Origin of the sequence: Geosporobacter ferrireducens, from assembly GCF_001750685.1 — a bacterium.
Classification (GTDB): domain Bacteria; phylum Bacillota; class Clostridia; order Peptostreptococcales; family Thermotaleaceae; genus Geosporobacter; species Geosporobacter ferrireducens.
The window spans coordinates 2,197,579-2,211,154 of record NZ_CP017269.1 but is presented as its reverse complement, the minus strand read 5'-3'; the positions used below and the strand labels follow the sequence as shown (position 1 = coordinate 2,211,154).

Below are 13,576 nucleotides of genomic sequence, written 5' to 3'. Positions count from 1 at the left end.
TCGAATATAGGAGATGTTGCAGATGCTTCGTTGGGCAGTAGAGGAATATCTGTCTATGCCTATTCTTTTGGTAAAAATGCTGATTGCAAATCAGAGGAAGAAGAAAGGTATACGGGTGGAGAAAATCTATTTTGGAAAAGATCATGGGCAATATGTATTATTTTTTCACTCAGATGATAGAAGAAAAAGAAATAAACTCATTTTCTTTGTTCATGGAGGGGGCTGGATCTTTGGATTGCCGGATATATACCGTTTTATTGGATATTTTTTTGCCCGGACAGGATATCCTGCAATATTGGTAGGACACCGTTCTTCTCTGTTTCATAAATTTCCCGATCAGCTGGAAGATATCGAGAAAGGCTTAAGAAAGAGCGTGGAGAAATTAGGGATGGGTGAATGGAAAACGCTAAAGATTATTTTATGCGGGCATTCCTCCGGCGGACAATTAGCTGCCCTAATGGCCTTGAATGGGGAGAAAGACCCTATTGTTTGCAGGGAGCAGCTGTCCGGTGTGATCACTTTAGGTGCACCCCTCGACTTATCTGCAAAGCGGAACTATTTCATAAAAAAATTAGTAAAGTTGCTTGTAAAGAATCCGATGAAATGGCATCAGGCAAATCCCATTGAACAGATTCATGGAAAGGAAGAAATACCCTTCTTTTGCATCCATGGAAAGAAGGATACCATTTTAGGCATGGACCAGGCGGCGAATTTCGTAGAGAAATATAATCAATATAATGGAGACCTTGGAAAACTGTTCATTGCAGGGAATCTGCATCATTCGGATATGATTCAGATATTTCTCTCGGGTAGAACAGAAACAAAAGCAGTGCTGGAATGGATCCAAGAAAGGGAATAATTTCCTGACCATTGAAAAATAATATCTCTCTGATACAATAATATTAGATATTCAGCAAAATAGCGCTACTTTGGAATGCAGTTTTAGTAGAAGAGTAGAATTTTGCTGTTTTTTATTTATTGTCAAATGTCATTATATGACGACATCAGAGGTACCAAAAACCAAAACAGACTGCGTATATCTGTAGTGCAGGGAGGTGTAAAACAGTTGGCGCGCCTACTTAACTTTTTTAAAAAAGACACCTTCTCGGATCGATTAATAAAAATTCAGTCGGGCGATTCGGAAGAACGGGAGAAGCTAATCCAAGAGTATATTCCCTTTGTGATCAAAACCATTTCCAATCATATTAATCGCTATTTGGAATCGGAAAATAGCGAAGAATATAGTATTGGTCTGGAAGCCTTCAATGAAGCTTTAGATAAGTATGAAGCTTCTAGGGGAAGTTTCATTGGCTTTGCGGAACTGGTCATTAAAAGCAGGATTACGGATTATCTTAGGAAAATAAAAAAACACAGCAAGACCTTGTCGATCAATCAACTGGAGGAATCTGAGGAAAATTGGAGCAGCGACAGCTTAAAGACCGAGGATTTTACAGAGAAAATTGCACTTAAGGAAGAAATTCAAGCTTTAGAAAAACAGTTAAAAGCTTTTGATATTACCTTTCAGAATTTGGTGGAAGAGGCTCCAAAGCATAGGGATACCCGAAGTAAAGCTCTGGAAATTGCCGGATTTATCGTAAACCACCAAGAACTAAGGGATGAATTGATGAGAAAGAAAAATTTGCCCAGCAGTCGCTTGGTACAGGACATGGGTGTTACTATAAAAATGCTGAAACGCAGCCGCAAGTTTATTATTGCTACCGTATTGATACTAGATAGTGAATTGGATGGATTAAAGCAATACATATCGGGAGGTAAAGGAGGGGTAAGCCATGGTCTATAAAGGATGTGTTGTAAAAGTGGAAAAAAGCTTTGCCATTGTGTTTACCTCCAGTGGAGAATGCTTGAAAGTCGTAAAAAAAGAAGGGCTTACCACCGGAAAAGAAATATTATTTATAGAAGAAGATATTTACAAGGAAAAGCCGTCGATGTCCAAGTCCTTTAGTTTGATCGCTGCAGTTTTCATGCTGTTTTTCTTATCTGCAACAGTATATACTACATTGCAGCGTTGGCTGCCTATGCAGCAGGTTGCTGCCGTTGTCAGCATTGATATCAATCCAAGCGTAGAGCTGGAAATCAATAGAGCAAATCAAGTGTTGCGGAGCTTGGCCCTTAACGAAGAAGGTGAGCAGCTTCTGGATGAATCGCTAGTAGGCTTGGCCGCTGAGGATGCAGTCGTGCAATTGGTAGATAAAGCGAAAAATTTACAGTATATCACAGAAGAGAGAAAGACGATACTTATTTCCACAGTAGTTTTAAAGGAGGAAACAAAATTTCCAAAACCGCAGCTGGAGGATGTCATTTTAAAGAAGCTGGATGAAAAGGAAAGCTTTCAAGAGATTGAAGTACTCTATCTGAAGGGGAAAAAAGAGGATCTTCCAAAAGCCCGGGAAGAAAAAATTTCTATTGGAAAATATGAGGTTTTCCTGAACGCCATAGAGGAAAAACAACCGGTAACGGTAGAAGAAATTAAAAAAGCAAAGGTACAAGAGCTGGTTGAACGAGGAATTGGAAAATTAAAGACAAAAGAAGTTCAAAAAAATAAATCTAAAGCGGATGAAAAGAAAGAAGAAGAGATAGAGAAAAAAGAAGAAGATTTACCGGATGATAAAAAGAAGAATGAAAGTCAGAGACAAACAGATCAGAAGGAAAAGAAAAGTTCAAATGCTTCCAAGAAAGAAGGCAAGGAGCAATTGGAGAAGCCTGCTGAGAATAATAAACCCCCTGCAGAACAAAAAAAGCCACAGGAACAGAAACCGGAAAAGACCGATAAGAAGGAAGATGATACTTCAAGCAGTAGTGAAGGCAAAACCAATGAAGAAAAAGAACTGCAAAAACAAAAGCCTGTTAGGGAGAAAACCAAGCCGGAAGAGATAAAGCATGTAAAGGATGAGGATTCTCCCAAGCGGGAAAACAAAGGGGAAAAAACCAAAAAAGAGGATGAATCGAAAAAGCAAAAGAACATCAAAAATATATCTCCCCACAACAAAAAGCCCTAGGGAGTATTATAAAGAATAAAGGAGGACAAGCCATTGAAGAAAGTACATAGAAAAATGGCTGCTGTTTTAATTACGGGAATATTATTCTCAAGTCCAGCCATGGTTTTAGCAAAGCCGCAAGATCAGCCTGCCAACCATGAAGAATTAAAAAAACTGGAAGAGAATCTAGATCAAACCGTCGAAAATAAAATAAAACGAAAAGAAATAAAACTGGAAATGAAGGAAGTCATGAAGTTAAACTATACCCCGGAAGAATATCAAGCCCTAAGGGCACTGGGTGAGAACATGCAAAAGGAAAACTCCAAGATTAAAGTTATTCCTGTTGAAAATATTATTACGAAAAAGGGACTATTAAAGTTTGATACACCCCCTGTAATCAAAGAAGGAAGAACATTGATTCCTGCACGCGCACTTTCAGAGAGCTTTGGAGCGAATGTCAGCTGGGAGGCTGATACAAAAACTGTAACCATAGAAAAAAATGACTATCGGATCATCATTCAACTGAATCATCAAATCGCTATGGTGAATGAAAAGGAAATGTTCTTGGATGTACCCGCTGAGATGATGAACCATAGAACCTTGGTGCCCCTTCGATTTATCCTGGAAAGCCTGGGATTAAAAGTAGATTATGACCAAGAACTGGGAACTATTGAAATAGAAGAAGCTGCTGCAGAAGAAACAATAAAGGAGATGGATGAGCAGGAGGAAACTGCTGAGGCCTCAGAGGATACAGTCGTGGTAACGGCAGAGCCCTCGATCCTGCAAGATATCGTTATTGCAGTGACTGCTGGAAACAATTATCCGGAAGACATCATTGTGGTGATCCACAGCCGTGAAAATTAAACCCCAAAGCGTTAGCTCTTGCTGAGAACTTCCTCATAAGATCCTCCCTGCTCCGTGACAAGGACACTTTTACGGAATAAGGCAGCTGAAAAAAGTGACCTTCGTCAAGTCGCGAATCGGAAGCTTATGAGGAAGTTCTATGAAAATATGGCTTTATCAATAGACTGAAACCCGAAAGGGTTATTTTTTTTGAGATTTTTCAGAACTTTCTTTTCGCATTAGACGCTTTGGTGACGGTAATGCTATATAATGAAGACAAATGAAAACCTTTACATTATAAAGGGCTGACAAAGCAGCAGAAATCAATAGATACAGTTTAAAAATCAAAGTGAAAGATAAGGATTAAGGAAAGGGAGGAATAAAAAATGATCAGAAATTATGACATCGCACAGGCGATGACGATCAAGCTGGCAGACGAATTGCCAGTCTATCCGAAATTTGCAGAAGGGATTCGGAGGGCACCGGACAGAGGCTTTAAACTGTCCCAATCACAGACCGAGACAGCCCTTAAAAATGCACTGCGCTATATTCCGGAGCACCTGCATGAGCAAATGGCACCGGAATTCTTAGAAGAACTGCTCACAAGAGGAAGAATTTATGGATACCGTTTCCGTCCTGAAGGACAAATCAAAGGAAAACCGATTGACGAATATAAAGGAAACTGCATAGAAGGAAAAGCCTTCCAAGTAATGATTGACAATAACTTAGATTTTGATGTAGCGTTGTACCCCTATGAGCTTGTTACTTATGGAGAAACGGGAAAGGTTTGTCAAAATTGGATGCAGTATCAGCTGATTAAGAAATATCTTGAAGTGATGACCAACGAACAAACCCTCGTGATTGAATCGGGGCATCCTCTGGGATTATTTAAATCAAAGCCGGAGGCACCCCGTGTAATCATCACCAATGCCCTTATGGTAGGTATGTTTGACAATCCAAAGGATTGGGATATCGCAGAACAGATGGGGGTAGCCAGCTACGGACAAATGACGGCAGGGGGCTGGATGTATATCGGACCCCAAGGAATTGTGCATGGAACATTTAACACCTTGCTAAATGCAGGAAGACTAAAAATGGGCATCCCAGAAGATCAGGATCTTAGAGGCGTGCTGTTTGTTACCTCTGGGTTAGGCGGTATGAGCGGGGCACAGCCAAAGGCTGTAGAAATTGCCAATGGCGTAGGCATTATTGCAGAGGTGGATTATTCCAGAATTGTAACAAGACACAGCCAAGGCTGGGTAAGCATCGTATCTGCAGACCTTAAGGAAGTATTTGACAAGGCACAGGAGTACATGAAAAAGAAAGAGCCGATTTCTATTGCCTATCATGGAAATATTGTAGATTTATTAGAATATGCAGTAGAAAACAATATTAAAATCGACTTGCTTTCCGATCAAACCTCTTGCCATGCAGTGTATGAGGGTGGCTACTGCCCACAGGGATTGACCTTCGACGAAAGAACAGAAATGCTGAAAGCGGACAGACCAAAATTTATTGAAATGGTTAACCAGACCCTAAGACGACATTTTGAATTAATTAAGGCATTAACAGAGCGTGGAACCTATTTCTTTGACTACGGCAATGCATTTATGAAATCCGTTTACGACGCAGGGGTAAAGGAGATTTCCAAAAACGGTGTGGATGAAAAGGACGGCTTTATCTGGCCATCCTATGTAGAAGATATCATGGGACCGGAGCTATTTGATTTTGGATACGGACCCTTTAGATGGGTGTGCTTAAGCGGCAAGCATGAAGATCTGGTGAAAACCGATCAAGCTGCTATGGCGTGCATTGACCCAAATCGAAGAGGTCAGGACCGGGACAATTATGTATGGATTAGAGATGCAGAGAAAAATAAACTGGTAGTAGGTACCCAGGCACGAATCCTGTATCAGGATGCCATGGGACGAACTAAGATCGCTTTAAAGTTTAATGAAATGGTGCGTAATGGAGAAGTAGGTCCGATCATGCTGGGCAGAGACCATCATGACGTGAGCGGTACAGACTCCCCGTTCAGAGAAACCTCCAACATTAAAGACGGCAGCAATGTAATGGCAGACATGGCAACCCAATGCTTTGCGGGAAATGCAGCTAGAGGAATGAGTCTGGTAGCCCTTCACAATGGCGGTGGCGTAGGTATCGGAAAATCCATCAATGGTGGTTTTGGTATGGTATTAGACGGCAGTGCCCGTGTGGATGAAATCCTTAAGTCTGCTATGCCTTGGGACGTAATGGGCGGTGTTGCAAGACGTGCTTGGGCAAGAAACGAAAACTCTATCAGTACCAGCATTGAGTTCAACCAACAAAACGAAGGAACAGACCATATTACCCTACCTTTCATTCCAAAAGAAGAGTTGGTAAAATCTTTGGTAGAAAAGGCTTTTAAAGGGTAAATAAAAAACTGGGGATGGAGGGGATGGCCTTGTGTCATCCCTAAAAAACCGGGCAAGATATACTTTCTACTGCAATGAATAACATACATATAAGAAAGGTGGAAACAACATGAGCAAAGGAAAAATCGTACAATGTGTGCCGAACTATAGTGAAGGCAGGGACCTGGATAAAATCGAAAAAATTGTATCTCCCTTCAGAGGCAAAGAAGGGGTTAAGCTCTTAAACTATGAAGCAGATAAGGACTATAACCGTGTGGTGGTAACCGTAATCGGGGAGCCGGAGGCTGTAAAAAATGCAGTGGTTGAATCTATTGGTGTTGCGGCAGAAGTGATTGATATGACAAAGCATGAAGGTCAGCACTCCAGAATGGGTGCTACCGATGTGGTGCCCTTTATTCCAATCAGGAATATGAGCATGACAGAAGCCATCGAACTGGCTAAGGAAACCGGAAAAGCTGTGGCAGAGAAATACAATATTCCTGTGTTCCTCTATGAGAAGGCGGCTTCCAAGCCGGAGCGTGAAAACCTTGCAGATGTAAGAAAAGGACAGTTTGAGGGAATGCCGGAAAAACTAAAAAATCCGGAGTGGCAGCCGGATTTTGGCAAAGCGCAGATTCATCCTACAGCAGGTGTTACGGCGGTTGGCGCTAGAATGCCGCTGATTGCCTACAATATCAGCTTAGATACACCGAATATCCAGATTGCCAACAATATCGCCAAGAATATCCGGTTCTCCAATGGCGGTTTTAGATATTGCAAAGCCGGTGGGGTAGAGATTCCGGACAAAGGGATTACGCAGGTTACCATGAATTTAACAGACTATACGAAAACTGCTATGTACCGTGTCTTTGAAACCGTTAGAATGGAAGCAAAGAGATACGGTGTCAATGTGATCGGCAGTGAAGTTGTGGGACTGGTACCAATGGAGGCCTTAGTAGATACCGCTGCTTACTACTTAGGTCTGGAAGGCTTCTCCATGGACAAGGTGCTGGAAACCAGCTTAATGGAGTAGTGTCATGAAAAAAGGAACCATACTGATTAAAAATGCTGCGGAACTGGTAACCTGCAGCGGGTTTGGGCCAAAGTTCGGCAAAGCAATGGAGGAACTGCATATTATCCCCAATGGTGCAGTTTATATAGAAGACGGAATTATTCAGATGGTAGGCACCACAGAAGAAGTGGAGCAGAAGCTCACCCATTATCCGGAGCAGGTAATTGATGCGGCTGGAAAGGCTGTACTACCTGGTTTTGTGGATTCCCATACCCATTTTGTGTTTGGAGGGTACCGGGCAGAGGAATTTTCCTGGCGCCTAAGGGGCGACAGTTATATGGAGATCATGGAGCGTGGCGGTGGCATTATTAACTCCGTCAGAGCTACAAAAGAAGCCAGCAGGGAAGAATTATTCAAAGCAGGAAAGAAGCGGCTGGATTCCATGCTTTCCTTTGGTGTTACCACAGCAGAAGGCAAGAGCGGCTATGGTTTGGATTATGAAACGGAAATCAAGCAACTGGAAGTGATGAAGGAAATCGATCAAGTCCATCCGGTCGATGTGGTAAAAACCTTCCTGGGAGCCCATGCTGTACCGAAGGAATACAAGGGCAGAGAAGACGAATTTATCGATTTTATCATCGAAAAGGTATTGCCGGAAGTGGTGGAACGAAACCTGGCAGAGTTTTGTGACATCTTCTGCGAAAAGAATGTATTTTCCGTGGAGCAGTCCAGAAGGTTGTTGGCGAAAGCCAAAGAGATGGGCATGAAACTAAAGCTTCACGCCGACGAGATCGTCCAGCTGGGCGGTGCAGAATTGGCTGCAGAGCTGGGCGCCGTATCTGCTGACCATTTGCTGCAGGCATCGGACCAGGGTATAAAAGCCATGGCAGAAAAGGGGGTAATCACCACCTTACTGCCTAATACAGCTTTCAGTTTAAGAGAGCATTATGCAAGAGCCCGATATATGATTGACCATAAATGCGCTGTAGCACTGGCAACAGATTTAAATCCCGGCAGCTGCTTTACAGAATCTATTCCGCTGACTTTTGCACTGGCAACCCTGTATATGGGCATGAGTCCTGAAGAAGCAGTGACCGCACTGACCCTCAATGGTGCAGCCGCTGTAGGCCGGGCAGATGCCATAGGCAGTATCGATGTAGGAAAGAAAGGCGATATCATTCTTTTGGAATTCCCATCCTATAAATATATTCCCTATCATGTAGGGGTCAATACCGTTGAGAAGGTTGTAAAGAACGGACAACTGGTGTTTGACAAAGAAAAAGGAGGTATTTTATGCTAGTTGATTTAAATATAAAGGCATTTTTAGAAGAAACCGCTTCCAATGCACCGGTGCCTGGCGGCGGCAGTATCGCAGCCCTTAGCGGTGCCGTAAGCGCTGCATTGACAGAAATGGTAGCTAATCTGACCATTGGAAAGAAAGGCTATGAGGGATTGGAGGAAGAAATGCAGCAAATTGCAAAAGATGCAGCAAAGTTGAGAGAAAAGCTTGCAGCGGACATTGACCGGGACAGTGACGCCTTCAATCAAGTGATGGCAGCCTTCAAACTGCCAAAGGGAACAGAAGAAGAAATGAATGCCAGAAAGGCTGCAATCCAGGAGGCCACAAAAAATGCTGCACTAGTACCCCTGGATGTAGCCACAGATGCTTTCAATATGATGACAATGGTTGCAGCGGTAGTAGAGAAAGGCAACAAAAACGCAGTAACCGATGGTGCTGTTGCAGCCATGATGGCCAGAACGGCTGTACTGTCTGCCTTGTATAACGTGAAGATTAACCTGGGATCGATTAAAGATGAGGCATTTGTAAAGGAAGTATCCGGGAAGGTTCAAAAAATAGAGACTGAGGTAACTGCAGCAGAGAAGGAAATTTTATCAAAGGTAGTATTATAAAATAGGCCCTTGGAGGCACTGCGTAAAGAGCACAAGCTGAAGCAATCAGCAAGTGCTCTTTTTTTATGAAAATATGCTCAATCAGCCTCAAGAAAGCTTTTACCTGCTGAAGTGTCGAAAAATGCGTTATTAATTGTTAGATTTTTTAAAAAATAGAATATATTATAGAAATATACATAATTATGGGATTTATTGAACATTAAGGTAGTAAAATGATGTTTGACGTAGATTTTTAAATATTTTTAGTTTCGCAGGGCGCAATTTGAACTGTAAAAAGGATGAAAACCTCTGTCAATGGAAGAAATCATTAAATACTGTGTTAAGGCTATTTATAGTCTTCAAGATATAAGAAATCAAGAAAAAAGTTATGTATATCTAAAATTTTTAAAAGGGGGAAAAGCGTTGAAATCGTTAAATCTAAAGAATGAATTAAACACGAAAAAAGTCAGGTATAATCAACATTTAAGTAAGGTGAAGGTCAATACTTTAGTACTATTGATTTTACTTAACGCTATGTTTCTTCAAGGAATTACTGCTGAAGCTGCATTTACTGCCGAAGACTATAAGAAAATTGATGTAATTGGAACTTATGAGGGTAGTTTAGTGCGATCAAGTGCAGGAACAATGCCCACCGCTCATGCTATGGAAAATGATCAAATTGTATTCTTATTAGAAACTGAAGTGAGAATATATGATACCAAAACCAAAGGATGGACAGTTAAGCAGCATAATTTTCCATATAAAATGTGGGAGGTAGGAACAACACTATATTTAGGCAACGGCAAGTTTATTATGTTTAACTATTGGCATGATAGCGGTAGTAGTGCATCCCGCAGAAACTATACCTATATTTATAATATCAATGCGAATACATGGGCACGCAAAGCGGATGCTCCTTATGATGATTCTCGTGTAGCAGCAGTAAGAATATCCGATAGTGAAATATATATGTTTGGAGGAAATGATGGTTCTACAAATGGGACTCCACGTGGAGCAATTTATAATATTGATACAAACAAATGGAGAACAGAAGGTGTTCCCAAAAGAAGAATATCAAGTATCAAAAAAGCTTTTCTGATAGGATCGAAGGTTGTATATTATGGAGGGAGATTTGCTTCTTCTATAGTTAACAGTTGGTTTCAAGTTTTTCATGTTGACACAGGGGAAGAATATGCAAATCTAGTTTCAATATCTGCGAATGAAAATGGATATGATCCTACATGGATTGATGGTACATTATTATCTAATGGAGAAATATTCATTGTTTCCAGAAACCATACGAATATTGCCGGAGATATGACTAATAAAAGTTATATTTATAATGCAGCTACATATACCTTGCGTGAAGGACCAACAATGCCTGCTGCCCGGGTCACTGCACAGGCAATGTTATCTGACGAAACAATATATATTTTTACAAATGAAAAAGAAATATGGGCAATGAAACCTAACACTACTCCAAAATTGGCAATTAATATTCCTATAAAAAATAATATTTATAGTGAGAAGGATACTAATATTATACCCTCTATTACTGTTTCAGATCAAGAAAACGACACATTGACTTGTAGATATTACGTTGATATGGAAACCAACGCAAGAGATATAAAAACGGTTAGCAGTACATCCACAGATAAAACTGTAAATTTTAATCCATTAAATATGTCTTTGTTAAGTGAGGGAGACCATTCAATTAGATTTGAAATCAGCGATGGAATAAATACTGCCAGTGCTATTGTTCCGTTTAAAGTAGATAAGGTTCCGCCCACCTTGGGAAATGTAAGTACTAGTTCTACTTCTACAAGCATAACGGTAACGGGAACTGCAACAGATAATATTTCAGGGCTTCATGCTACCCCATATCGATATACCATAGGACAAAACATATCAAACTGGATTACTAGTACATCTTACACTCAGAACTCACTATTGCCTAACACAGGTTACACAGTAAAATTTGAAGCTAGAGATATGATGGAACACATAGTATCCAGCAATGTACAAACGATTTATACAAAAGCTGAAATACCCAAGATTACCGTACAAAATCCTACATCCTATACATTAGATATAAAAATCACAGACAGCAATGCGTCAAGTACGGTCTATCAAATTGTGAACACGGCTACAAACAGATACTTAACCTCTTCAGGAGAGGAAACCACGATTTCAACCTGGATAAGACCTGAAAATATGATACAGACTGTCAGAAATCTAAATCCGCAAACCACCTATTCATATAAGATACAAGCCAAAAACCAGGAAGATATCGCTACAGGCTTCAGCGCACCCGCCACAGGTACAACCCTGGCAACACCCCCGCCAAAGGTAGGAGAACTGACGGCCACGGCGGATATGAACAGCATTACCATATACTGGCCGCTGGTAAACTATGCCACCGCCTATGAAATAGAAGGAGACGGACAAATCCTCAGCAGCGTACAGGGGACAAGCTTTACCCATACAGGACTTATCACCAATACAGAGCATACCTATAGAGTGCGGGGAAAAAATGGCGCCGTGGCAGGGCCCTGGAGTGATCCCATTACGAAATCCACCCTGCCGCCGGTTCCCACTGCACCTGCAAATATCAACTCATTGGCCACCAGAAATACCATCACCCTTACATGGAATGCTGTAAATGGCGCCACCGCTTATGATATCGAGGTGGATGGCGATATTACTTCCAACGGCAACAGCACCAACTATGTACATTCCGGATTGATTCCCAATACCAGCCATACCTACCGTGTAAGGAGCATCAATCCTGCAGGAAAAAGCGGATGGAGTGAACTGTTAACCGTTGTAACCCAGGATCAGGAGCTGCCGGTTCCGCAAAATGTGGCTGTAGAACCCGCCAAGAACAAGGTGAAAATAAGCTGGAGTACAATTCCCGGTTTAACCTATGAGATAGAAGTAGACGGAAATATCAGGAGCCTTGGAGCCCTTTCAGAATACATCCATGACAATTTGCTGGCCGATACGGAGCACTCCTACAGAGTACGGTCGGTAAAGGACGGCAGCAGCAGTGACTGGAGCAGGCTGATTATCATCAGAACAAAGGCAGATATATTTACGGTTCCTTCAGGGGTGAAGGGAGAAGCCGACAATACCCAAATTACCGTATCCTGGGAGGCTGTAACCAATGCGGACGGATACGACGTAGATGTAGAGGGTGTCATCCTGGACAATGGAAACAATACCGTCTTCATCCACGAGGGACTGAACCCCAATACCAGCCATACCTACAGGATCAGGGCAAGAAACGGCAGTGAAGTAAGCCAGTGGAGCGATCCTTTAAACCTCATTACCTATGCTTTGGCAAAGCCGGGAGGGATTACAACCCAGGCTTCAGAAACAGAAATCGCTGTGGCATGGAGTCCTGTTGCCGGTGCAGAAAGCTACGAAATGAAGATAGATGGGAACATTATCAGAAACATTACAGGGACAACTTACACCGTTACCGGCCTATTAAAGGGAACGCAGCACACCATTAGCCTCCAGGCGGTAAACAGCCAGGGAACCAGTGCATTCACCCTGCCTTTGGTTGTTTTTACAGCAGGAGAAGGAAGCAAAATTCCGCAAAGCATCGGAGCCATAACCACCAAGGATCAAATCGGACTGGTATGGGAAAAAATGAATGGTGCCACAGGGTACGAAGTAAAAATCGGAGAAGAAACCGTTACAAACCTAACGGAGAACAGCTACATCCATAAAAACCTGCTGCCCAATACGGAATATACCTATTCGGTAAGAATCACAACAAATGAAGGGCCGGGACAGTGGAGCGTACCGGTAAAGATCAAAACTATGGCCCAAAATCCCGGTACACCTGGAAACCTATCGGCAGCAGCTTCTGCGTCTACAGTACTGGTAACCTGGGACCGCGTGACCGATGCGGAAGAATATGAGATACAGATAGACAGCCAGATCATCAATGTAGGCGCATCCAACAAATACCTTCATGGCGGACTGGCACCCAATACCCAATACACCTATAGGGTAAGAAGCAAAAATAAAACCGGTGTGAGCCCGTGGAGTGATGGGGTTACGGCAGTAACCAACAGTACTTCCCAGGAATTTAGAGTCACAGGTGCGGTGGGAGAAGAAAAAGATCTGGTCATAACCGCTGCCAATATAGAAAGCTTTAATGGATATACCTTTACCCTCACATATAACCCGGAGGAACTTGAAATTGTAGACCTATCCAGCCTTACGGCTAAAAAGGATGAAACCGTGGGAAATATCGCAGGAACAGATATCGAGGTTATACAGAATCAACCGGGGGTATTGCAGTTTAAGAAAAAGACAATCATTCCGCAGGGGCAGGCATACTCCGGCGTCATCAACAGCGTACGCTTTAAGCTGAAAACCGCAAATGAAGTGGTAATCACCTATACCACCAAGTAAACAAGGGGGAT

General features: G+C 42.1%; 9 protein-coding genes. All 9 read left to right on the top strand.

The window, feature by feature from the left end; all coding sequences use genetic code 11:
* The first annotated feature begins 22 nt into the window (after positions 1 to 22).
* Entirely contained in the window at positions 23 to 859 is an 837-nt protein-coding gene (locus Gferi_RS10470) for an alpha/beta hydrolase (RefSeq protein WP_069976207.1), read from the top strand.
* Between the two features lie 207 nt (positions 860 to 1,066).
* On the top strand, positions 1,067 to 1,801 hold the full coding sequence (gene sigI, locus Gferi_RS10465) for an RNA polymerase sigma-I factor (RefSeq protein ID WP_069981380.1): 735 nt from the start codon (positions 1,067 to 1,069) through the stop codon (positions 1,799 to 1,801).
* Positions 1,791 to 3,017 carry an anti-sigma factor domain-containing protein gene (locus tag Gferi_RS10460; RefSeq protein WP_069976205.1) on the top strand — a complete coding sequence of 409 codons (1,227 nt, stop codon included), beginning with the start codon at positions 1,791 to 1,793 and terminating at the stop codon, positions 3,015 to 3,017. The genes sigI and Gferi_RS10460 overlap by 11 nt, the downstream gene beginning before the upstream one ends.
* Before the next feature lie 33 nt (positions 3,018 to 3,050).
* Complete coding sequence (locus Gferi_RS10455; RefSeq protein WP_069976203.1) at positions 3,051 to 3,860, top strand: copper amine oxidase N-terminal domain-containing protein; 810 nt, start codon at positions 3,051 to 3,053, stop codon at positions 3,858 to 3,860.
* A gap of 365 nt (positions 3,861 to 4,225) precedes the next feature.
* The gene (locus Gferi_RS10450) at positions 4,226 to 6,253 is read left to right on the top strand and encodes a urocanate hydratase (protein WP_069976201.1); all 2,028 of its coding nucleotides are present in this window, start codon (positions 4,226 to 4,228) and stop codon (positions 6,251 to 6,253) included.
* A 109-nt stretch (positions 6,254 to 6,362) separates the two neighbouring features.
* Positions 6,363 to 7,265 carry a glutamate formimidoyltransferase gene (gene ftcD / locus Gferi_RS10445; RefSeq protein ID WP_069976199.1) on the top strand — a complete coding sequence of 301 codons (903 nt, stop codon included), beginning with the start codon at positions 6,363 to 6,365 and terminating at the stop codon, positions 7,263 to 7,265.
* A gap of 4 nt (positions 7,266 to 7,269) precedes the next feature.
* Positions 7,270 to 8,544: an imidazolonepropionase gene (gene hutI, locus Gferi_RS10440; protein ID WP_069976197.1), complete on the top strand. Its 1,275-nt coding sequence runs from the start codon at positions 7,270 to 7,272 to the stop codon at positions 8,542 to 8,544.
* The gene (locus Gferi_RS10435) at positions 8,538 to 9,155 is read left to right on the top strand and encodes a cyclodeaminase/cyclohydrolase family protein (RefSeq protein WP_069976196.1); all 618 of its coding nucleotides are present in this window, start codon (positions 8,538 to 8,540) and stop codon (positions 9,153 to 9,155) included. Before hutI ends, Gferi_RS10435 begins: the two co-directional genes overlap by 7 nt.
* Positions 9,156 to 9,557: 402 nt before the next feature.
* The gene (locus Gferi_RS10430; protein WP_156782371.1) at positions 9,558 to 13,565 is read left to right on the top strand and encodes a fibronectin type III domain-containing protein; all 4,008 of its coding nucleotides are present in this window, start codon (positions 9,558 to 9,560) and stop codon (positions 13,563 to 13,565) included.
* Positions 13,566 to 13,576: the final 11 nt, after the last annotated feature.